Annotated in this window: 19 protein-coding genes; 6 read left to right on the top strand and 13 right to left on the bottom strand. The window is 62.4% G+C overall.

Features of this window, described 5'->3' with window-relative positions; all coding sequences use genetic code 11:
• Positions 1 to 19: 19 nt before the first annotated feature.
• Together VME63_RS10610 and VME63_RS10605 are read right to left on the bottom strand one after the other, a co-directional pair.
• The gene (locus tag VME63_RS10610; protein WP_325433055.1) at positions 20 to 2,131 is read right to left on the bottom strand and encodes an AsmA family protein; all 2,112 of its coding nucleotides are present in this window, start codon (positions 2,129 to 2,131) and stop codon (positions 20 to 22) included.
• A 148-nt stretch (positions 2,132 to 2,279) separates the two neighbouring features.
• Complete coding sequence (locus tag VME63_RS10605; protein WP_325433053.1) at positions 2,280 to 3,221, bottom strand: peptidylprolyl isomerase; 942 nt, start codon at positions 3,219 to 3,221, stop codon at positions 2,280 to 2,282.
• Between the two features lie 184 nt (positions 3,222 to 3,405).
• Here VME63_RS10605 and VME63_RS10600 point away from each other — a divergent pair, with 184 nt between their 5' ends.
• Positions 3,406 to 4,620, top strand: coding sequence for a lipase family protein (locus tag VME63_RS10600; protein ID WP_325433051.1), 1,215 nt, complete (start codon positions 3,406 to 3,408; stop codon positions 4,618 to 4,620).
• Positions 4,621 to 4,662: 42 nt separating this feature from the next.
• Here VME63_RS10600 and mug read toward each other — a convergent pair whose 3' ends face one another.
• Complete coding sequence (gene mug / locus VME63_RS10595) at positions 4,663 to 5,223, bottom strand: G/U mismatch-specific DNA glycosylase (RefSeq protein ID WP_325433049.1); 561 nt, start codon at positions 5,221 to 5,223, stop codon at positions 4,663 to 4,665.
• Complete coding sequence (locus VME63_RS10590) at positions 5,220 to 5,849, bottom strand: TetR/AcrR family transcriptional regulator (RefSeq protein WP_325433047.1); 630 nt, start codon at positions 5,847 to 5,849, stop codon at positions 5,220 to 5,222. Before VME63_RS10590 ends, mug begins: the two co-directional genes overlap by 4 nt.
• Positions 5,850 to 5,997: 148 nt before the next feature.
• On the opposite strand from VME63_RS10590, the gene VME63_RS10585 reads away from it, so the two are divergent.
• The 4 genes from VME63_RS10585 to VME63_RS10570 all read left to right on the top strand — a co-directional run bounded on the left by VME63_RS10585 (position 5,998) and on the right by VME63_RS10570 (position 11,098).
• Complete coding sequence (locus VME63_RS10585) at positions 5,998 to 7,089, top strand: HlyD family secretion protein (RefSeq protein WP_325433045.1); 1,092 nt, start codon at positions 5,998 to 6,000, stop codon at positions 7,087 to 7,089.
• Positions 7,086 to 8,585 carry an MFS transporter gene (locus VME63_RS10580; RefSeq protein ID WP_325433043.1) on the top strand — a complete coding sequence of 500 codons (1,500 nt, stop codon included), beginning with the start codon at positions 7,086 to 7,088 and terminating at the stop codon, positions 8,583 to 8,585. The genes VME63_RS10585 and VME63_RS10580 overlap by 4 nt, the downstream gene beginning before the upstream one ends.
• A gap of 15 nt (positions 8,586 to 8,600) precedes the next feature.
• Positions 8,601 to 10,064 (top strand): efflux transporter outer membrane subunit, encoded by a 1,464-nt coding sequence (locus tag VME63_RS10575; protein WP_325433041.1) that lies wholly within the window; start codon positions 8,601 to 8,603, stop codon positions 10,062 to 10,064.
• A 92-nt stretch (positions 10,065 to 10,156) separates the two neighbouring features.
• Positions 10,157 to 11,098 (top strand): aldo/keto reductase, encoded by a 942-nt coding sequence (locus tag VME63_RS10570; RefSeq protein ID WP_325433039.1) that lies wholly within the window; start codon positions 10,157 to 10,159, stop codon positions 11,096 to 11,098.
• A 12-nt stretch (positions 11,099 to 11,110) separates the two neighbouring features.
• On the opposite strand, the gene VME63_RS10565 is transcribed toward VME63_RS10570, so the two are convergent.
• The 4 genes from VME63_RS10565 to VME63_RS10550 form a co-directional block, all read right to left on the bottom strand.
• A complete protein-coding gene (locus VME63_RS10565) occupies positions 11,111 to 11,740 on the bottom strand; it encodes a DNA-3-methyladenine glycosylase (protein ID WP_325433037.1) in 630 nt (209 codons plus the stop codon).
• Positions 11,741 to 11,971: 231 nt separating this feature from the next.
• Positions 11,972 to 13,402, bottom strand: a complete 1,431-nt coding sequence (locus tag VME63_RS10560; protein ID WP_325433035.1) for a cytochrome-c peroxidase — start codon at positions 13,400 to 13,402, stop codon at positions 11,972 to 11,974.
• A 138-nt stretch (positions 13,403 to 13,540) separates the two neighbouring features.
• Positions 13,541 to 15,283 carry an alkaline phosphatase family protein gene (locus VME63_RS10555; protein ID WP_325433033.1) on the bottom strand — a complete coding sequence of 581 codons (1,743 nt, stop codon included), beginning with the start codon at positions 15,281 to 15,283 and terminating at the stop codon, positions 13,541 to 13,543.
• Positions 15,284 to 15,546: 263 nt separating this feature from the next.
• Positions 15,547 to 15,816, bottom strand: coding sequence for a hypothetical protein (locus VME63_RS10550; RefSeq protein WP_325433031.1), 270 nt, complete (start codon positions 15,814 to 15,816; stop codon positions 15,547 to 15,549).
• 258 nt (positions 15,817 to 16,074) lie between these two features.
• Here VME63_RS10550 and VME63_RS10545 point away from each other — a divergent pair, with 258 nt between their 5' ends.
• Positions 16,075 to 16,470 (top strand): carboxypeptidase-like regulatory domain-containing protein, encoded by a 396-nt coding sequence (locus VME63_RS10545; RefSeq protein ID WP_325433029.1) that lies wholly within the window; start codon positions 16,075 to 16,077, stop codon positions 16,468 to 16,470.
• A gap of 860 nt (positions 16,471 to 17,330) precedes the next feature.
• Here the strand turns inward: VME63_RS10545 and VME63_RS10540 are convergent.
• From VME63_RS10540 to VME63_RS10520, 5 genes are all read right to left on the bottom strand, one after another.
• Positions 17,331 to 18,335 (bottom strand): sterol desaturase family protein, encoded by a 1,005-nt coding sequence (locus tag VME63_RS10540; RefSeq protein WP_325433027.1) that lies wholly within the window; start codon positions 18,333 to 18,335, stop codon positions 17,331 to 17,333.
• Positions 18,336 to 18,358: 23 nt separating this feature from the next.
• Entirely contained in the window at positions 18,359 to 19,354 is a 996-nt protein-coding gene (locus tag VME63_RS10535; RefSeq protein ID WP_325433025.1) for a beta-propeller fold lactonase family protein, read from the bottom strand.
• Between the two features lie 48 nt (positions 19,355 to 19,402).
• On the bottom strand, positions 19,403 to 20,638 hold the full coding sequence (locus VME63_RS10530) for an SGNH/GDSL hydrolase family protein (RefSeq protein ID WP_325433023.1): 1,236 nt from the start codon (positions 20,636 to 20,638) through the stop codon (positions 19,403 to 19,405).
• A 246-nt stretch (positions 20,639 to 20,884) separates the two neighbouring features.
• The gene (locus tag VME63_RS10525) at positions 20,885 to 21,772 is read right to left on the bottom strand and encodes a ferritin-like domain-containing protein (protein ID WP_325433021.1); all 888 of its coding nucleotides are present in this window, start codon (positions 21,770 to 21,772) and stop codon (positions 20,885 to 20,887) included.
• A gap of 58 nt (positions 21,773 to 21,830) precedes the next feature.
• Positions 21,831 to 22,358: a TlpA disulfide reductase family protein gene (locus tag VME63_RS10520; protein ID WP_325433019.1), complete on the bottom strand. Its 528-nt coding sequence runs from the start codon at positions 22,356 to 22,358 to the stop codon at positions 21,831 to 21,833.
• Between the last annotated feature and the right edge of the window lie 21 nt (positions 22,359 to 22,379).

Genomic DNA, 22,379 nt, shown 5'->3' with positions numbered 1-22,379 from the left:
TAGCGGCAGCAGCTTTGCCCTACTTGTTGATGGAATGGGGCGGTCTGCCGTGCAGCGAAGACAGCACCTTGGCGCAGGTGTTGGCCTGCTCGTTATGGCTGGGTGCGATCAGGGCCAGCAATGCCGCCGGCGGTGCCAGCACACCCAGCGCCACCGCGCCCCCGCCGCGCAACAGCAAGGGGCCGGCATGCACGCCCACGTCAGGCTGCTTGAAGGTACCCCGGACATACAGTGGCGAGCGCAGCGAAAAGATGCGCAGGCCCTTGGTGTGCGGCACGATGTTCAGATCCATGTGCTCGTTGGCGAAGTTCACCGTGCCATTGACGTCGATGGTGGCATCGTCCGTATCGAACACAAACAACTTGCTGGTAAACAGGCCATTGTCGCCGTCGAGGTCGGCCGCCGCGCAATGGATCTTCACCGTCTTGTCGCCGAACATCTTTTCGACGATCACGTTGGCCATGTTGAGGCCGGCCGTTTCCAGCAGCGTCTTGCTGATCGCGCCATCGTTCATCAACAACTTCACGTTGCCGTCGGCATCGCCCAGCAGCGCGGCCACGGAATTGCCCTGTGCCTTCAGCGCCATGTCGCCGTTGATTTCGCCCAAGCTGGTGCTCATCGGCCCGAAGGTCGGAAACAGCTGCTTGAGCTGGAGGCGGCGCGCGCTAAGCTGCAGCGCGCCGCGCATGGGTTGCACGCCGCCCTCGACACGGATACGGCCGTCGACGGTGCCGCCGGCCATGCCCAGGTGCAGCGGATTGAGCTGCAACAAGCCGCTGTCGAGCAGGATGTGCGTATGGAGCGCATCGATCGGCGTGCTGACGGGATGCTCGATGCGCGTGGCGTCGAAGGTGACGTCCGCATCCATCGTGCGCAGGCGGTCGGTGCGGAAGGGTTCCACCGGTAGCACCTTGTCGGCCGGTTGCCGGGCGGTGTCGCCGCGTTGCCGCTTTTGGGCTTTGTTGTCGGCGCCGATCAGCGGCGCCAGATCGGCAAAACGCAACTGCTGCGAATGGAGATCGCCCGACAGTGTGGGACGGGCGCCGCCGGTGACCAGCAGCATGTCGCCCTCCAGATCGCTGTCGCCGACGCGGCCGCGGAAATCGCGATAGTCGAAACGGCTGCCGTGCCGATGCAGTTGGGCTATCAGGTGGCCTTCGGTGCCGTAGGGCGGCGTATCGGGCAGGGCGATGCCGGTAATGGGATACAGCTTGGCCATGCTAGTGCCCGCGAACCACACGCGCAGATCCAGCGCGCCCAGATGGATCGGGTCGGTGAGCGTGCCGACCAGCGCGATCTTGCTGTCGCCGATATGCATGCGTGCCTGGATCGGGAAGGGCAGGTTGGTTTGTTCAAGCGCCAGCACCGCTCCGGATTTGCCCCAGCCGTTGACTGGCGCACCTTGATAGCTGCCATGGACCGTCCACGCAAATTGATAACTCGTGCGGTTGGCGTTGGCCGACATGTCCGGCCTGGTCTGATCCGATTCGGCCGCCGTGCCGACGCCGTGCCCAACGTCGACGCGTGCTTCCTGGGAGGCTTGCGCCACGATCTGGTCATAGGGAATGGCGTGTTGCAGCGGCGTGATCGTTATATCCAGCTGGAGCCGGTTTTGCGCATCGTCCAGCACGATACGGCCCTTATCGAAACCGATCGCGCCCAGGTTCAGTGTCCAATTGGAAGGCTGATTGCTTTGTCCAAGCGCAAACAACCAGTTGGCCTGGCCGTGCGCGTCGCGTTCAAGATCGACCTGCGGCCCCATTAATTGAATGGTGGGCGCATCGATGTGGTGCAGCAACAGGCCCCACGGCGAAAGGCGCCATTGCAAAGCGTCCAGCCGCGCGAACTTCGGCTGTTTGGCCCAGGACGGATTGCCGACCTGGATAGCGCGCGCGGTGAACGTGGGCCACGGCACCCAGGCGGCCAGGCCATGCTCGGCGGGTTCGCGCTGCCAGGTTGCGCTCAGGTTGCCCTGAATGGTGAATGGGCGGCCAATGGCCGCGCTGATCTTGTCGTCGATCACCGGCTTGAGCCGGTTCCAGTCGAACAGCGCGACGATCGCAATCAGTGCGAGCAGCAGCACCAGCAGCACGCCCGCGATCCACGCCGATAACTTGTAGAAGAGCCTCATGCTTGCGCGCCTCCGTGTCGGTGCCGCCGGTGACAGCCGGTACACCGACACCTAACTACGAGGCAGGCAAAAAATTTGTGTAATGCATGTAAGCGCTCAGGCCCGGTTCACGCGTCCGGGCCGGTTTATCGCTTGTTTGGGTGCTGCCTCAATGCGCAGCCACGGCCGGCTCGGTGCGCACGGGAATGTCGATATTGCATACATCGATCTTGCCGGCCGGCAAGGTGTAGAACGCGTCGCGGCGATTGCGCTTGGCCTCGACGATGGCGGCGAAGGTGGCGCTGTCGGTGCGCAGTACCTGAAGGTTTTCGCGCTCGGCCGGCGGCAGGTCGGCCGCCACGCGCACGGAAAGAATCGGCGTGCGCTGCGCCGCCTGCGTGTAGAAGCCCAGCGGCCCGGTGCCGCGCGTAAGCGCCGACAGATAAGGCATGCCTTGCAGCACCCGGCCGGCGATAGCCAGGTTGCGATCCAGCCCGCGCGGTGCCTGGCCGATCACCACGTATAGCGAATTGCCGTTGCCGCTATCGGGGGCAATGTCGCGCGCCACGCCGACCATGCCGTAGCAATGGGTCAGCCATTCGCGCCCCGTGGCGGGATCGCGCGCCGCCGGGAAACCTTCCGTGAAGCCGACTTGCGGCGCATATACGTCGCCGTCGGGCAGGGGCGTCCATGGCAGCTTGGGATCGATCGCGCGCGTGTATTCCGGCGGCACTTTGCTTTTCGCCGTGCCCAGCGGCTTGATCTTGCTTTTGTCGCCACTGTCGTCGTCGTTGGGATCTCCCCATTGCGTGACGAAGTTGTCCTGCACGCGGATGATCGCCAGTCCGTCGAAGTAATGCTCGCGCACCAGCGTGCGGATGTTGGCCGCGTGCAGCGGCGTGAAGTCGGGCGCCAGCTCGATCACCACGCGGCCCTGCGGCAATTGCATGTAGAGCAGGTTCTGCGGATCGGGCGTGCGCCATTCCTGCGGCTTGGACCTGGCGATCAATTCCTTCGCGGTGGGCGTGGATTTGGGTGTATCGGCCATGGCCGGCAGGACCGACAGACTGATCGCGACGGCCAGCGCGGCCGAAACAAGACGCAGGTGCATGAGCTTCCCCTGATGGATCGGATGGACCGGTGCGCCACGGTAGCAGAGACGCGCGCGGATGCCGCCTGCCGTTTCGATTCCCGCCTCGCGATCTTGTAAAAACATTATGGAATACAAAGGTTTGTTATCCAGCCCGGGCAGGCGTGCCATGCTGTTGCGAACCCGGGCAGCGCAGGGGCGGTGGATGATGTCTTGGCGCAGGTCGTTCAAGCTGTTGCTACGCACGCTTGCCGTGCTCGTGGGCTTGTCGGTTGTCGGCGCGGGCGTGTACTGGCATGCGACGCTGCCCGCGCAGTCGGATGCGTTCTACGTATGGCCGTCCGCGATTCCCGCGCAACCGGGAAAACTTTTGCGCGCCGAACCGTTCACGCGCGGCATCCCTGCTGGCGCAAAGGGATGGCGAATACTCTACGCAACGGCCCACGCGAATGGATCGCCCGCACTGGCCAGCGCGATCGTCGTGGCGCCGGCCAGCGATACCGCCGAGCCCAATCCGATCATTGCCTGGGCGCACGGCACCACCGGCATCGTGCCGGCGTGCGCGCCCTCGCTTTCGCCGCAGCCGCTCGACGGCATGCCGGCGGTCGCGCTGGCGATGCAGCGCCATTGGGCGATCGTGGCGAGCGATTATGCGGGGCTGGGCACGGCCGGCATGCAAGCCTATCTCGTCGGCGCCGATGAAGCGCACTCCGTGCTGGATGCCGTGCGCGCCGCACGGCAGATAAGCGGGTTGAGGTTGGCCGATGACGTCGTCGTGTGGGGACATTCGCAAGGCGGACACGCGGCGTTGTGGACTGGCATGCTGGCGACGACCTATGCGCCGGAGCTGCGCGTGGCCGGCATCGCCGCACTTGCGCCGGCCACCGATCTGCCGGCGCTGGAGGATTACACGCAGGACATGTTGATCGGCAGGATCCTGTCGTCCTACATCGTCATGGCTTACAGCGAAACGTATCCAGATGTCTCACGCACGGACACGCTGCGTTTTGGTGCTTCGCTGCCGGTGCGCGACATGGCGCGCCGCTGCCTGGATGGGCCGGGCGTGCTTCCGCTCATCGCCGATGCATGGATTGTCCATGGCGCCATCTTCAAGCACGATCCCGCGTCAGGGCCGCTAGGGCGGCATTTGCGCGAAAACATTCCGGACGGAGCGATTCATGCGCCGGTGTTTATCGCCCAGGGCCTGGACGATCCGCTGGTGAAGCCCTCGATACAGCAGGCATTTGTGCAAGGCGATTGCGCACGCGGTCAACCGATCACCTATGCCACTTATGCCGGGAAAGATCATTTGTCGCTACTTGCACCCGGCGCGCGGCTGGAAACGGATCTGGTGAACTGGACGCAAGACCGATTCGACGGCGTCGCCGCGGTCAGCGGCTGCATGGCCCAGGCGAGATAACCTGTCCGTGGAAAGGGGCGCCGACGATTCAATCCTTTGCGCTTAGCAAGCGTTGTTGTCGAAACGGGATGGGTCGTGCGTGCGTGTTGCGCGTGTCGTGGCCATCTGCTGATGAAGCCGGCGGTACGCTTGGACCAGTTGCGCGAGATTGAACGCGCGGTTTCTGCCGCTGGGGTTGGGCAGCACCCAGACGGCGGCAGCCTGCATGCGCCGGGGTTGCAATCCCCATGCGACCCCGCGTTGGCCTGACATGCCGCTGTACGCCGCCTTGCCCAGAAAGGCGACGAAGCGCGGCGCGTAACGCGCGATTTTGCGTTCGAATGCCGCCATGGCGGTTTTGAATTCCGCTGGAGCCAGATGATCGGCGGCCGCCGTCGGCCGTTGTACCACCGTGGTCAGGCCGTAGCCGTAGTGCAGTATCGCGCGGCCGTCCTGCGGCGATATTTCTTCCGGCGTAAAACCGGCCAGATGCATCACGCGCCAGAAACGATTGCTTGGATGGGCGAAGTGATGCCCCGTCGCGGCGGCCAGCATGCCGGGATTGATACCGCAGGACAACACTTCCAGCCCCTCGGCGATGATGTCGGGGAGCTGGCCGCTCACTTGCAGAGCGCGGCCGTCGTATTTTGCGCGAGCTTCCTCAACGCGCTGCGCGAGCTGCCCGATCGTGCGCGTACGGCAATGCTGTGCATGGTCGCGACGGCAAGCTGGGCGAGCACGGTCGGATCGGCACCCGCGTTCAACTCGCCGTTGTCGCGCGCGCGCCGGAATAGCGCTTCGAAATCGGCATCGAGGGCATCGAAGCCCTTGGCGACGATCTCGCGGATCTGGGCGTCGCCGGGTGCTTCGGTAATGGCAGTGCTGACCACAAAGCAGCCCAGCGCCTGTTGGTCATCGGCGAAATAGATCGATAGCGCCGCGTCGTAGACCTTCATCAAGGTGTCGGTCAGCTTGCCGCCGCCTTCGAAGGCTTTGCGCATCGCCGCGAATTTGAAATCCCAGTAGCTGCTCAGCGCCTTGACGTAGATCGCGTGCTTGTCGCCGAACGCGGCGCTGAGGCTGGGCCGGTTCATGCCGGTCGCGGCGGAAATGTCGTCGAGCGAGGTACCTGCATAACCGCTTTTCCAGAACGCCTGCGCGGCTCGCCGCAGGGCGGTGTCAGGGTCGTAGGCGCGGGGGCGTCCGCGGGGCCTTTTCGTGGCCGGATCTTTTTTTGTACCAATTTGCATAAAAATGCTTGACTCCGATTTGTGCCGATGATTATTATTCGATGCAGTACAAAATTCAACATCCACGGGATCTGGGAAACGGGGCCGGTCGGGATGGGGTAGAGCCAATGTTTACTTTCAAATTACTGAAATAATTGAGGAAAATGTCGTGAGTACGCAATCTGATCAAATCGACGATGGACCGGCCCCGGGCCGGAGCATCACGTCGAAGCTGCGCCTGCCCCTGATGGCGGGGCTACCGCTGGTGCTGGCGCTGGCCGGCGGCATCGCCTACCTCTCCCTGGCGCACGAAGTCATCACGGACGACGCCTTCGTGGAGGCCGCCACGGTCTCCATCAACGCCCGTGTGCCCGGCCAGGTGGTGCGGATCGCGGTGAAGGACAACCAGCGGGTGCGCCAGGGCCAACTGCTGTTCCAGGTCGATCCGGAGCCCTATCGCATTGCGGTGGAACAGGCCCAGGCGCAGCTCAACAACGCGCGCCTGCAGGTCCAGGCGTTGAAGGCGACCTATCGCCGGCAAGTGGCCGACGTGGAGTCCGACAAGGCCACGGCTGCCTTCGACGAGCGCGAGTACGACCGCAAGAAGGCATTGCTTGCCACCGATTTCACCTCGCGCTCGGCCTATGAACAAGCCGAGATGGATCTGCAGGTCGCACGCCAGCACATCGCATCCGCCCAACAAGACGTATCCAACACCGTGGCCGAACTGGATGGCAATCCGGATATCGATGTCGATCAACATCCCTCGGTGCGCGAGGCGAAGGCGCAACTGGATCGCGCCAAACTCAATCTTTCCTATTCCACGGTGGTGGCGCCTGAAGAGGGCGTGGTCACCAAAGTCGACGATCTGCAGGTGGGCGACTTCGTCAACGGCGGCGCCACGGTGTTCGCGCTGATGTCCAGCCGCAATATCTGGATCGAGGCCAACTTTCGCGAAACCGGCATGACGCACATGCGTCCAGGCCAGGCTGCGGTCATCGATGTGGATACGTATCCGGGCCACGCTTTCAAGGCGCACGTGGTCAGCATCAGCCCCGGCACCGGCTCGCAACTGGCGGTGTTGCCGCCGGAAAACGCCACCGGCAACTGGGTGAAAGTAGTGCAGCGCATGCCGGTGCGGCTGGAGTTCGATCACATCGATCCGAAATGGCCGCTGTATTCGGGCATGAGCGTTACAGCACATGTCGATGTCCGTCCGAGCACGCCCGTGGCGAGCGCTGTCGCGGGAGCCGCACCATGAACACCGCGCTCGCGGCCGGCAACGAGGCTACGTCGCGCCGGTTACTGGTCATCGCCGCGCTGCTCGCCACTTTCATGCAGTCGATGAACATTTCGATCCCGAACGCGGCGCTGTTGTACATGCAAGGCACGATGTCCATGGCGGACGACGAGATCGGCTGGGTCTTCACCGCTTACATCGCCTCCGGCGCGACCGTCATGCCGATGACCGCGTGGCTGGCCGGAAGATTCGGCCGTAAGAACGTGTTGCTGACTTCGATCGCTTTGTTCAGCCTCGCGCTGATTCTCGATGCCATGGTGAAGACGCCGCTGGAGTGCGTCGCCGCCCGCATCCTGCAGGGCGCCGCGAGCGGCACGCTTGCGCCGATCTCGCTGGCGATCCTGCTTGATGGACAGCCGGCCGAACGCCAGGGCAGGACCGGCATGGTGTGGAACGTGACCTCGCTGCTGGGCATGCTCAGCGGCCCAGGCATCGGCGGCGTGCTCAGCGAATACCTCGGCTGGCCTTCCATCTTCTATGTCAGCCTGCCGCTGTCTGCTTTCATCGCGTTGACGATGAGTCTTTACCTGAAGGAAAAAAAGGCCGAAAAACTCGCCGCGTTCGACTTCTTCGGGCTGATCACCTTTGCCATGGGCATCATGGGCGTGCAGATGATGCTCGACCGTGGCGAGCGCATGGAGTGGTTCGATTCGCCCGAGATCTGGGCGGATGCGATCATGGCGGCGCTCGGTTTCTATCTGTTCTTCGTGCACGTGTTGACCAAGGAGCATCACTTCCTCAACAAGGCGCTGTTCAAGGATCGTAACTTCAGCGTGGCAACGGTGATGTACTTCGCAGTCGGCTTCATCCTGTTGCCCACCCTGGCGTTGACCTCGCCGATGCTGGAGGAATTGCTCGGCTATCCGGCGCATACCGCCGGCAACGTGACCATTCCGCGCGGCATCGCTTTGGTAGGCGCGGTCATACTGACCTTCAAGCCCTCGCCGCGCCTGGATAACCGGTTGTTTCTGCTTGGCGGCCTGGCGCTGGTGATCTACGGCAATTGGCGCATGATGTGCTACTCGCCGTTGATGGATTGGCAGGCGGTGGTGGAGGCGGGTGTCCTGCAAGGCGCGGGCCTGGGCGTGCTGTTGCCTGCATTGACCCGCGCGGCATTCAGCACGCTGGAGCCGGTGTATCGCCCGGAAGGCACCGCGTTTTTCAACCTCGTGCGCTTGTACGGCAGCACGATCGGCATCGCGATCGTACAGATCTATTTCTTCAACAACACCCAGAGCATGCATCTGGCGCTCGCCAAGAACCTGCGGCCGTACCTTATCGGCAGCGAAGCGGCCAACACGATGTCGGCGCAAGCGCTGGCCTCGCTCAACGATCTGGTGACGGGCCAGGCCGCGATGGTCGGCATCATCGATCAATTCAAGGTCCTGCTGATGGCTGGCCTGATCGCCACGCCACTTGTTCTATTCCTTCGCAAGCCGCGTACCGGCAACCGATAGTTGTGGAGTCACAACATGAAACTGATTACCTCTAAATTGCTCAAGCGCGTGGCGCGGACGACACTTGTCCCCACGGCGTTGTCCCTGTTGCTGTCGGCCTGCATGGTCGGGCCAAACTTTGAAAGGCCCGCCGCACCAGCCACACGGCACTACGATGCACACGCCGAGCAGGCGCTGAGCGGCGCCAACACGTCCGCCGATGTGCAGCACGTGGACATCGGCAAAAAGATGCAGGGCGACTGGTGGTTGGCGCTAGGTTCACCCAAGCTCGATGGTGTGATGCAAAGGGCCATTGCCGGCAACCTCGACCTGGAAGCGGCCGACGCGACCATCGCGCAGGCCGACCAAGCCGTTGCCGCCGCGCAGGGCGCGCTGCGTCCGCAGGTGGATATGGGCGCGCAAGGCGGTCGCGAGCGTGCGAATGTCGGCACGGAAAACGTGACGACCCATTTCTACGCGGTCGGCCCGCAAGTGAGCTTTGATCTGGATATCTTCGGCGGCAACAAGCGCCGGGTCGAGGAAAGCACGGCGCTGGCCGAACTGCAGCGGCACAAGTTCGATGCGGCGTACCTGACCGTAACCGGCAACGTCGCTAACGAAGCAATCGAACTTGCCTCAGCCCGCGCGCAGATCGACGCGGTCAATGTGCTGATCGCCGACGACCAGAAAAACCTGCAATTGGTGACTACGGCGCATCGGGTCGGCAGCGCCACGCAAGTGGACGTCGCGCTGGCCAACACGCAGCTGGCACAAGACCAGACCTTGCTGCCGCCACTGGTGCAGCGGCGCGACGTGGCGCGGCATGCGCTGTCGATCCTGGTCGGCAAAAGCCCCGGCGACTGGACCGCGCCGGACTTCAACCTCAGCGATTTCGCGCTGCCACAGGCGATGCCCGTCAGCCTGCCATCCGAACTGGTGCGCAATCGTCCCGATATCCTTGAAGCGGAAGCCGAACTGCATGCCTCCAGTGCGGCGATTGGCGTGGCCACGGCGGACATGTATCCGCACCTGACGCTGTCGTCCGCGCTGAGCGGCTCCGGCGTCGGCACTTTGTGGAGTGTCGCGGGCGCACTGGCCGGCCCGCTTTACGCAGGCGGCACGCTCAAGGCGAACCAGCGCGCCTCGGTCGACGCCTACAAGGCCTCGCTCGCTAACTATCGGCAGACTGTCATCCAGTCATTCGGCCAGGTCGCGGACGTGTTGCAGGCGGTCGATCACGATGCCGAAGAATACGCCGCCCAGGAACGCGCCTTGAGCGCCGCCGACACCAGTCTGAGGTTGAACCGGCAGGGTTATGAGGTGGGTGAAACCGGCGTGCTGCAGGTGCTGGATGCGCAGCGTAGCTATCAGCGCGCCCTGATTGGCCAGATCCAGGCCAATACCGCGCGCTACCTCGACACCGTGCAGCTTTCCATAGCCCTGGGCGGCAACGCCAGCGGCGTTTCCCAGCAGCGCGTGGCATATGGTGACAAACCATGAACGTGCGCTCGATTCACGTTTACCCCGCATCCCCGCGCCCCGTACAAGGGGCCAACCCCGCCACGGATGGCGCTCCATCAGAGGTCACGACCATGCATCGCCTGGAGTCATTGCCACATACGCAAATTCCGCTTGCCGACGGCGCAAGCACCATTCCCGCCGTCGGGTTCGGCACCTTGATCGCCGATGCCGAGGCGGCCAGGAAAGCCATCCGGTCCGCGTTGGAAGTCGGATTCCGGCATATCGATGGCGCTGACGTTTATCGCAATGAAGAGGTCGTGGGCGACGCGTTGCGCGAGGCGTTCGAAGCGGGCACGGTCAAGCGCGACGAACTGTTCGTCACCAGCAAGCTGTGGAACAACAACCATCGCCCCGAGCGAGTCAGGCTCGCTTTCGAAAGAAGCTTGCGCCGCCTGCAGCTCGATTATCTGGACTGCTACCTGATCCACACGCCGTTCGCGTTCCAGCCTGGCGAGGACTACTACCCCATGAACGATCGCGGCGAACCGGTCTACGATCCGGGCGTGACCTTGATCGATACCTGGCGGGCGATGGAAAGCCTGGTGGACGAGGGACGCTGCAGGTTCATCGGGTTGTCGGACATCACGTTGGACAAGCTGAAGGAAATCGTCGAGATCGCGCGCATCAAGCCCGCCGTGGTGCAGGTCGAAAGCCATCCTTATCTGCCCGAATGGGAGCTGCTCGCGTTTTGCCAGAAGCATGGCATCGTGCTGCTGGCGTTCGCGCCGCTGGGACATGGCATGGAGCCACGGATAACCGACGATCCGGTCATCAAGGGCATCGCCACGCGCATCGGCAAGACGCCGGCCCAGGTGGCGCTGGCGTGGGCGGTACAGCGCGGCGGAGCGTTTCTCACCACCTCGACCCATCCGTTGCACATCAGGGAAAATTTCGAGATTGCCCTGCTGCCGCAGGAAGCCATGCAGGAAATACAACATGGCATCACGACCCATATTCGCTTGAACGCGGTGGTGGAGACGGGCATGCCCGGTTTCGTGCCGCGAGCCAAGTAAAGGGAGCCTGGATCAGCCCCGCCGCCTGCCGGGGCCCGATACATAAGGGCTGCCGGGTACGCTCCAGCGCCACGGAAAATCCTTGCCGACGCTGATGCCGATACGCAGGCTGCCCACCAGGTTTTCAGGCGGCGCCATGCCGTCATCGACGATGGTGAAGCGATCGCTGGCGCCGGCAAGGTCCAGGCCGTTATGAACGCCGGTGATGCCCATCGCCTGTGCCAGCCGGGCTGGGCCACGGCAAAGATCGCGATCACTCGCCGCGCGCGGGCGTGCTGCGCGCATCTGTTCTAGCCCGTGTAGCGGTTGCAGCGCGCGGATGAGCATGCCGCATCCGGCGCCTTCGGGGCCGCTCACACAGTTGCAGCACCAGTGCAGGCCGTAGGTGAAGTGCACATACATATGCCCGGGCGGTCCGAACATTACCGCGTTGCGTTGCGTTTTGCCGCGATAGGTATGCGCTGCCGGATCGATCGCGCCGGCATAAGCTTCCACTTCCACGATGCGCCCGGCGCGGCCGTCGGCCGCCGCCAGGATCTTGTTGAGCAGTTGCGGCGCCACGGCGGTGGCGGGCCGATCGTAGAAGGCGCGCGGCAACGGCTCACCTGGCCAAGCGACCCATGCCGATTTCCGTTTAGCCATCCGGATGCTCCCGCCGCCGTTGTCGTGATTGCCGCACGTCGCCGGAAAATGCCCGGCGCGTTCTCGCGAAATCGTACAAGAGCCGGATGGGCGCCGCTTGAATCACGCATTGGCCGAAGATCTCGCTCAGCGTTTTGCGCGAGCTTCTTCAACGCCTTTTGCCGGAGCTGCGAGCTTCGCGGGTGACCGGCCGCGAAGCTATCCTTTCACAGGGAGACAGGAGACTTCATTTTACCTCTTGAGCTTTCGCTCATCCGACGCCTGCGTCGAATAACCATCATCAAGCGTATGCAGGAACGCGATGATGTCCTGGATGTCTTGCGCGGTGAGCGGGGGCGGATCGCCGGGGCGGCGGTCGAAGGGGGCGTCGGTGTTGTCGATGTTGGCGCGGTAGGCGGCCGGCATGTCGTTGTAGATATCGGGCTTGCCGTTGGCGCCGCGCGGGTAGACTTTCTCCGGCGCGACGTTGCGCAGGTTGTAGAAATCCAACACCTGCGTCAACGAGTGATACACGCCGTTGTGGAAAAATACCGCGCGCCTGTCCACGTTGCGCAGCGTCGGCGTGAGAAACATGCCGCAATATTGCGTCTGCTTGGCCAGATCCTTTCGAAGCGGCCCGCAGATACCCAGATCGTAGAAGTGCGGGTCGCGGTTAACCGCCAGCGTTGTGTTGCGCGGTACGCCCAGCGCTTCGTATTGGGTGTCGGTGAACAGCGGCGGCAGGCCGTCGCGCGTGGGCTGGCTAAGATGGCAGCCGGCGCAGTTGCCTTTGCGCGGATCGTTGAACAGGCGCAGGCCGCGCATTTCCGCCGGGGTCAGGTGTGCCTGTCCTTGCAGCCACGCATCGTACTTGCTGGTGAAGGGGTGGAAGGAGGGGTCTTCGATCTGAAAGCGGCCGATGGCGAACATCGCTTCATCGATAAGCTGCCCACGATCGTTGACGATGCCGGGCCCGAACAACATGGTAAAGGTTTGGCGGTAGCGGCTACGCAACAGTTTGTCGACCACCTCGTCCATGCTGGTGTTGGCCATTTCCACGGGATTGAGCAGCGGCAAATACGCCTGCCGTTGCAGCGAGTCCGCGCGGCCGTCCCAGAACAAGCCGCCCTGCGCCACCATCGCGGGAACGGCTGGCGTTACGCCGGCTTGCTTGCGCGCACGCGGATCGTTGCGCGCGGAGGCGGCCAATGCGTTGAGGTTGGGTGCCACCTCGTCGTTGCCGGTATCGGGCCCGATATTGAAAGGTCGTTGCCGATACAGATAGCCAAGCGATAGCGGAGGGCGATAACCCGCCTTGTGCAGATTCACGCCGCCCGGTTGCACGGTGAGCGCGTTGGGCGGGTTGTAACCGTAGTCGGGGCTATGGCACGACGCGCACGATTGCTTGCCCGAGCCGGACAGCATCGGATCGAAGAACAGCGACTTGCCAAGCTGCGCCACCGCGCTCAGCGGTTGTGTTTGCGGCAAGCGCAGATGTACCGGATGCGGGTTGATGCCGCTGTCAGGGCCGGTGGCGTCCTGTGCTGTCGCCGCCTGGTCGAGAAAGGCATAGCCGGTCAGGCAGCTGAGTGCGCAAGCGGCGCCAAGCAATAGGGGAAGCCAGCGAAACGGCTCGCGCGGCATCGATGCGCGAGCGGGAGACGATTGGAATCTCAATGGCATGTCCAAGGCAATGACGTGATGGCGTGCGATACGGCCTGGAAAACATCACAGCCCCGCGATGCATCGCGGAGCCGTGATGGACGTTATCCGCTTGGGGCGCTGCCGGATCAGATCATGATCCGGCAGCGCGGCCGGCGCTTAGAAGTTCCAGGGACGATGCTTGTCCACCGGGGTGCCGGTGCTGGGGTCCAGGAACAACTTGGGCGCTTGTTCGAACGGTGCGCGGCTGAAGTCGAACATGCCCATGATGCTGCCGGTGTTGGCATCGTTGGAGCCATCGCCGAGGCGTTCGCCATGCAGCCAGTTGTCTTCGATGAAGCGAACCACCGAGGCCTGCGTGATCTGCGTGTCGTCCACATAGTTGACGCGTGCGTAGGGCGAGATCACCAGGAAGGGTATGCGCGTACCCGGGCCGCAGCGGCCGTTGACGGCGCCGCCGTTCACACCTACGCCCTGCTTGGCATGAGCAGCATTGCAAACGCCCGGGGCGTTGAGCTGGTCGGCACCGGTGACCGAGCCTTCCGTGCTGGTGGCATCGAAGGACGAGGTGGTGGGCGCGGCGTAGCGATGGTCGTACCAGCCGTCGGAGTCGTCGTAGGTGATGATGACGGCGGTGCTATCCCAATCGGGCTGCTTCTGCAGGAAGTTGAGCACCTTCACCACGAAGGACTGTTCGTCCAGCGGATCGGAGTTACCCGGATGTGCATCGCCGACGGCCGGCGGCTTGATGTAGCTCACCGACGGGAAGTTGCCCTCGGAGACGGCCTTGAAGAAGTCGTTGACGTCGTATTCGTGGTGCACCGGGGTGGCGCCGCTGTCCTGCGAGTCGGTGTAGCCGATCTGGGCGACCGATGTCGGCCGGGTGTGCGCGGGGTTGGAGGTGGAGGCGTAATACTGGAACCAGTTGTGATGCGGCACGTAGTCGGTTTCGGTGGCATTGAGCACGCTGGAGTAGGTGCTGCGCTGGCAATTGGTGGTGCCGTTTTCATTGGTGGCAGTGAGATCGAAGCCGCCCATGAAGCCGCCCCAGGTGATGTGATGGGCGTTGAGCAGGTCGCCGATGTTCTTGGACGTCATCTCCACCGTGCTGGTCTTGGACGAGCACGTGTCATAGGCCGGATCCGTGTCGCCGATGAGGGTGAGGCCGCCCTGGGTATCGGGAATGGTGGAAGCGGAGCCCAGCACCACCTTGGCACCGTTGTTGGTTCCCGAGACCACGGCAATCGCGCCGGGCGTCGAGGGGCCGTAGGTGTCGGTGTAGCTGTTGTCGTCCATGGCGAAGTTCTGCGCGTAGTTCCACATCGCCGTCACCGTGTTGCCGTCGAAGTAACCCATCACCAGGCCGTGCGTACCGAAGGCGCCGGTGGTGGTCACGGTGTTATTGCCGGTGTAGGCGGGGAAGCGGTCGGCAGCGCCGTTGTCGTAGGCAAGCTGTTCAGGCGTGTAGCTGTGGTTCTGGCCTTCGGTGTTGGCCTGCGTGCGATCCAGGCGGAACGGGTTTACCGCATTGGCGCCGTTGATCGGGTTGAGCTTGTTCGGGTTGTCATTGAGCAGCGCCGGGGTGAGTCCCTCCACCTGCGGCGTGAAGGGCCGCGCCTTGAATTGAGGCTCGCCGGGCGGGTTGGCCGCCACCGGATAGGTACCAAAGTAATGATCGAACGAGCGGTTCTCGTCGAAGATCACCACCAGGTGCTTGATGGGCGTGGCGGTGGGCAATTCGTCTTGCGGCGAACGCCCATGTCCATGCCAAGGGGAATACTGAACGTTATCGGCGCTCTGGCTCGAAGCGGTGTCGGGCTGGGCATAGGCGGCGAACGCGCATGCCATGCAAGCGATCGACGCAGGCAGCAGCGCCTTGCGGAAACTGCGAAGACTAAACATGTGAAAGCTCCTGGAGTGGGTACGACGACACAGGGTTGGTACAGCACCCATTTCTGCGGATTCCCCCTTGCAGCCAGCCGCAGGCCGCGCTGACCGCGCCGCCTGTGGCATACGCGGCATTGAACCACCCTTGTATGAAGGTTCCGGGACAGTGCTGGGCCACCATGCCGTGGTGCGGTGCACGAGTTGCTTTCCCCCGCAAGTTCAGTCGGTTCCAGCGAGAAGCGCGTGCAAAATGTGACGTGTTCGCGTAGAGGCGGGCTTCAGGAAACCTGCGGCAAATAGCTGAGTCCGATTGCCGCCAGGCCTTGCTTCACGTGCATGGCGCGCTGGTCGGTCAGCACCTTGTCCTGGCTCGCTTCAAGTCCGTCGAGCGCGTGCTTGACGATATCCTCTACGCTGTTGGAATGCGCAACGCATCCTGAACCGATAGTCGTGTCATGGAGACATGCGCAAACGCGCGCGAAAGGCATTGCAAGGATGCGGCCGCGCGTGCGATCAAGCGCCTTGGCACCATGGCTTACGTCATGCAAAAAGCATTACGACCTTCACATGCCGGTCGCAAGCCTGCTCGGTAAATTTAAACCCACCGTCGTCATGGATCATCCAACACGTCGATTCAAGCGATCTGGTGTGGATCAACGCGTCACAGGAACGGACGTTTCACCAACAAGGAAGATGTGTAACCCGGCAGCCACCCCACTGCCGCGATGCCATGGACATCGATCGCAAGCCGACTGCTGCGCAAGCGGTTGAACGGTTTGTCGTGCCCCCAACCCACGAGTACCCACATGAAGACCATGCAAAAAAACGCAACCGTTGCGTATCGGCATCAAAGCCGCCGCCACGCGCTCAAGCTCATGACGGCCATAGCCTGTGGTGCATTCGGTGCCTTCACATTTCACGCTGCATACGCGCAGTCAACCAGCTCCAGCATCATGGGTAAGGCGCCCGCTGACAGCACCATTACGGTGCACAGCGACAACGGCATTACCCGCAAGGGGGCTCCCAACGACAAAGGTCGCTACAGTCTCCACTCGCTGTTGCCCGGAACCTACCTGGTGTCGCTGGAGAAGAACGGCAAGACCGTCGCCCAAGTGCTGGGCGTTCCGCTCTTTGCAAGCAGGTCGTCCGAAGTGGATTTTGTTTGCGACAACGATCAGTGCACGGGGTCGCTCGCGCGCTGATGGTGTAGGCCTCGGTGTCATGCCTTCGGGCATGACATCAGGTATCGGGACCCGAGCCTGGGCCGCCTACGCCCATTAGCTGATTAGACACGTACAGTCGCGCGCTTCTATGTTCATTTGTATCCGAAGGATGCAGTTGACTATATGTTCCCTGCGGCCAAGCGGTGCCCTTCGATCGAGAGATCTGCGGAAAGCTGGTTTCTATCGTCCGCACAGGAGCGTGGATGTAAGGGCGAGAAAAACGCAGACAGTCGCTAGCAGTCCATCTCACTCCCGGTGGGGCGTTTGCTGACGTGCGCGGTCGGCCACCCGCGCGGCAAAGCCGGCGGGCAGCGAATGGCGAAGCGGGGCAGACAGGCCGCGCGCGACGACTCGGCTGACAAATGCGTCGGTGGCAAATGCAGGCGTCGGAGTACCCTCGCGCTTGTCCTTTTTGCCTGTTCATCCATCTGCTATGCATTGATCATGGCCTGGTTTAAGCAGGAGGTGTCATGCTTTTCATGTGATGTTCCGATCAAGCCATGAACCATGGACTTAAGGCGGGCGCGACCAGGCATCAGGTGGCCTTTCACCGTGTTTTCCGTCAGTGCCGTGTTCGGCACGGCGCTTCGTGCGAGCCGGGTTGCACCCGGGACCCTGGCCGGTTAACGGTGCGCAAGCCAAGAGTGGCTCTATGCGCGGGTTGGTCTTGGCCGTTTTGCGGGTATCGCGTTAATTGCGCATTCGTCGTCGACATCGCCGCTGAGCATGCGATCTTTTTGCAGAGTGAACATGGAACATCGGACGTTGTAAGGGGTGCGTAGCGTAACGGGGGCGGTTGCTTGAGCGTTATCGCGCCGCGCTCGGGAGGATATTGCGGCCTAATTTTTTACGACATTGCCGCGGCCTAAATGGCCCATTCTTTGTGCAATGCGCATGAAGGCCAGGTACTGCTGGCTCCACCAACCCTCCCCATAGCAGCGCTGCGTGCCTGCCGGTGCCTGAAGCTGGTCGCGTATGCCTGTCGATTCGGGTGCTTCATTCCAGGACGCGGTTTTGAATAGCATGTCCCACCATGGAAAGAGCACGCCGAAGTTGCAGCCGTAGTGCGTGCCTTCATGTCCATAGCCGATGGCGTGGTGGCGGCGGTGGAAGGCGGGGCTCACCAGCAGCCGGCGCAAGCCGAAACGAAACGGCAGATGTGCGTTGATGTGCTGCACGCTTTGCAGGAGGTTGCTGAATGCAACCAGCCACACATATTGCGAAGGCTCCACGCCGATCAGCAAAGCGAGGGCGGCGAAAAAGGCCGACTGGATCAGGGTGTCGAGCGCATGGTTGCGGTCGTCCGTCCACAGCGACATCTGCCGCTGGCTGTGATGTACGGCGTGCAATTCCCACCACACGCCGAAGCGGTGCTGCCAGCGGTGATACCAGTAGCCGGCGAAGTCGAGCACTATCAGGTAAAGGAAGAACGACACGAGCGGCCTGTCGGTAAGTCCCGGCCACATGGCGTCCAGTTCGATCGTGGGGATGCCATGCAGGACCATGCTGCTTTGCAGGCGGTCGAAGGCCGGTTGCAGCAGCACAAAGAAGACGAGATTGAACAGGCCCAGTTTGGTGATCCAGGTGTACAGGATATCCACCCGCGTTGCTTTGCGGTCGCTCCAGGGCTCCGCCGGTCGCCACGCTTCCAGCGGGCGGAGCAGTGCGTACATAAACAGGATCTGCAACGCACCGACCAGTACCCAATAAATGGCATCGTAGGCGTCTTCGTCGTAGTCCATGAAGCCGAAGTGGTACAGGGCCGGCTGTACGACATCGGTAAACAGCATCGTTTGCACCGAGCCGATGCCGTTAAGAACGCCCTGCAAGATGTCCGGAATCATCGCGCTTGTACCTTTTCCACGGGTCAATCCGGATTTGGACTGATTACGGGGGCACGGTCGAAAAAATAGATCCCGTGTGGCGAGCGCCCAACGGCGATCGTGTCGATCAGCTTGCCGGTGGTCATGTCGATCACACCGACATGGCGGGCAAAGCGAAAGGTGACCCACAAGTATTTACGGTCGGCGCTCAGTTCCATATCGTCCGGGCCGGGCAGCAGCCCCGTGATATCGGACGACCGGGTAAGCGTGCGGTAGTCGATAAGGCTGATGGTATCGGCGACACGGTTGCTCACCGCCACGTGTACGCCATCGTCCAGCGAGCGGAAGTTGTGCGCGCCACGACCGGTGGGAATGCGCTTGATCACCTGGCGTTTGCTCCAGTCGACAACGGCCACGTCGTCTTCGCCGGTCATGCCTATCAGCAGGTCGTTGCTGTCGGGAACCACCCAGATGCCAGCGGGCGCCCGGCCGACAGGCATGCGCCAGGCCAGTGTCTGGGTGGCGAGGTTGATTGCGGCCAGTTCGCCAGAACCCTGCAGGGTAACGAATACCAACTGTCCATCCGGAGAAAAATTGAGATGGCTGGGGATATCGGCAAGCGGAATACGCTTGGCGATGGTGAAGTTCTTGCCGTCGTAGTGATAGATGTCCACCCGGTTAAGGCGCAGCGCTGCCGTGACGAACCACTTATGGTCGGGTGAAAAGGCAAGCTGGTAAGGATCTTCCACGCCTTCGAGCGTGTGTTGAATTTGCCCGGTGTGCGGATCGACGAACAGCAGGCTATTGGAAACCGAGTTGGCGATGATCAGCGAACGGTGGTCGGGCGTAATCATCAAGTGGTGCGGCTCTTTGCCGGCCGGGATGACGCCGGTGACCTTGTGCGTGACCGGATCGATCAAGGTGATTTGGGCTTGGGCCGAGTCGAGCACGATCACCTGGTCTGTGGCCCGGGCGCGCAGGCCGATCAGGGCGAACACGCATCCCAGGGTGTAGCAGGCCACGCGGTGGAGGTATGGCATCGGCATAGAATTACGCATGGAAAGATGGATCAACGTGCTTGGGCATGGTCATCGCGGCGATGCCTCCAGCACGGTACGCCATGGCACTGCTTGCGCCATCGCGGCATATCCTGCATCGCTAGGATGGATATGGTCGCCGCTGTCGTAGACGGTACGCAGGCGCTGCGGTTGCGCGGGATCGCGCAACGCAGCGTCGAAATCGATCACCCCGTCGAAACCTCTGCCTGCGCGAATCCAGCGATTCACGCCGGCACGAATGGCCTCCCGCTCCGCAGGCAGGCTTGCAGGGGTCAAGGTGCCGATAAACAACCGCACATGGTGTCGATGCGCCGTGGCCGCCAGTGCCTGATAGCCGGCGATAAGGCTCGACACGCTCACCAACGTATGCGGTGCGTCACAATCCAGGACCCGGCGGGGCGGCATGTGGGCGAAGTTGATGTCGTTGATGCCGATCAGGACAACGACCGACTGCACGCCAGGGGTGTCCGCCAAGGTCCGCTCGAATCGGGAGGAGAGGCTTTCCCCATAACATGGCGAATCGGACAGTAGGCGATTGCCGCTGATCCCGGCATTCAATACGGCGACCGGACCGTACCCTTCCTTCGCTACGCGGCGCGCCAGATCGTCGGGCCAGCGATGGTTCATGCCGAGACTGGAGGCCATGCCGTCGGTGATGGAGTCACCGATTGCAAGAATACTTCTGGCCGAAGGCGAAGCGACCGAGACGGTAGCAAGCCATGCCCATTGCGTGATGCGCGAACGGAACGCGGCCGCCGAACTGTCCTGTGTGTGATCGCCTGGCGAGGAAAGATAGTTGAACTGACTGGCCACACGATGCCACGCCTGCAGATGTTGTCCTTGCCCCAGGTAGATGCTCACTGCGTACGGCTTCCCGCGATGTACGGGCAAGTGCACCGCATCGCTTTCGATATCCGCATCGGGAGCAAGGGTGGCACGTGAGGCGCCTGCAAACGTTACCGCCACACTTTCCCCGTCCGTGGCGGCAGTGCCTCGTGCGGAAGCTGCGATTTTTACGGCCAGGATGCGCAGTGGTTCGCGCGCATAACGGTTGCTGATACGGATGCGCAGCATGTTGCCGTCGAGCGTCGGATAAACAATCTGCCGCAGCGTGCGGCCACTGACATCCGGTGCCCGATACAACGGCGGTGGATGGCTGAGTTGCGGGATCGCCTGCAGCGACGTGGTCCAGGCGGCCACCCAGCGTTCGCTGTCGGCTGCCCGTGCGAAGCTGGATGAGAGCGCCGCCCCCGTCAACAGCACCATTGCCAGGACGTGCCGTACCCATGGCGCCGTGACTCGATGCGAGCCGCATTCACCGTGGCGCGGGGCTACGCATGCATGGTTTTCTTCAGACATCATCTTGCTCGTTATGCAGCCGGGCGCATGCGCCCGGCTTTAGGAACGCGCCACACTATTGGCAAGGCCAGCAGTGGTGGAACCAGGCTGCCGAGCATGCTTAGCATCCATAAGGTTTCCATGGGTACGCCTCTTGCGCGTGACTGGCCTGGATCAGGCCGCCTCGCGTTGCGCTTCCTTGGGCTTGGATTTGCGCCAGGGACGCGCGGCATCCCATGCCTTCATGCCGCGCAGCGCCATGCCGGCGATGGACGGCAGCAAGCGCGGCTGCATCAGCTCCGGATCGAATGCGCTCATGCGGCGTGCGTTCTCGCGATAGCAATCTTCGACGAATCGCGTAAACGAGAACCCCTCCAGGAACATGCTGGTTTGAGTGACGGCAAAATCCTTGCCGTCGTTGGGTTCCTGGCCGCGCTTGACCATGCCCACCAGCCGGCCGCCGGCGCGTCCGTAGAAACGCAGCGACTTCACCGCGCGACGAATCGGCCCGAGTCCGCGCTGTCGCTCGCGCCAGGCCATGTAGTTGATGAAAAACACGATATGCCGTGTTTCTTCGAACATCAGCGTATCGAAGATGTCGAACAGCTTGTCCGGCAGGAATTCGGATTGGCGAGCGGTCTTGAACGCGCCGAATCCAAGAAACGAATCCAGGCACTCGCCGAAACCGAAGTCGATGAAGGCTGTTTCCAGATCGGCCGGCAGGTCTTCCAGCGGCTGGGCGGTCGCATCGATGCCGTAGCGCTCGATCATCACGCGGATCAGGTCCGCGTGCCGGCGTTCCTCGAACCCCTGCAAGGCGATCGCTTCACGCACGACCGGATCGGCCACGTGCGGGGTGAACGCATCCACGATCGCGCCGGCGCGGCGCTCGGTGTGGTACACCTCCTGCCAGAAGGGCACGCCGCGCAGCCGTTCCAAGTCCTTATCGCTGAGTTCCGGCCAGGGCAGCGTACTGGGATCGTAATCCTGATACGTATCGATGAACTGCTTGCAGAAAAGCGCCTTGTGGTCTTCTGATCCAGCTTTGATGTTTGTTTTCATATCGATTTCCTATGGGCAGCCGCCGCCAAGAACGGAGCGCATCGTGGTACTGGGATAATCATGGCGATGAGCGCAACAGCGGCAGCACCAGGCTCTGTAGCCGCGCCTGGGTCCAGGCGGGGTTTTTATCCTCCCAGCCATTGTCGACGAGCAATCCGTTGCGGTCCACCGTAAAGCTGACCGGCAAGCGCCAGATGCGCCCATAGCCGGGAACGTGGGGGTCGCCGAGAAGGCCGACTTTGAAGCTCAGTGTATCGGCAACCGATTGCACCTGCTTCAAATCATCCGGGCTGTCCAGGCTGAAACCAAGTACCACCAGGCCATCCTTGGCATGCTTGCTGGCAAAGTGTGACAGCAGCGGCAATTCTTCGCGGCAGGGGCCGCACCAGGTCGCCCAGAACGTGACGATCACTACCTTGCCATGCAGGTCCGCCAGTGAAACATGCTGGCCGTCGAGCGTATTCAAAGTGATCATCGGCGCAGGTTTCCCCACCGCAAGACTGTTGGCATGCAACGGGCACATCACGATCGCAAGCGCGATCGCAAGCGTGATTCGGTGCCGTAGAGAGTGAATGCCGTTAAACATTGCCTGTGCTTGGTTTGGTTA

The organism is Dyella sp., from assembly GCF_035503745.1.
GTDB lineage: Bacteria > Pseudomonadota > Gammaproteobacteria > Xanthomonadales > Rhodanobacteraceae > Dyella_B.
The sequence above is the reverse complement of the archived record's forward strand: the minus strand, read 5'-3'. Positions and strand labels throughout refer to the sequence as shown.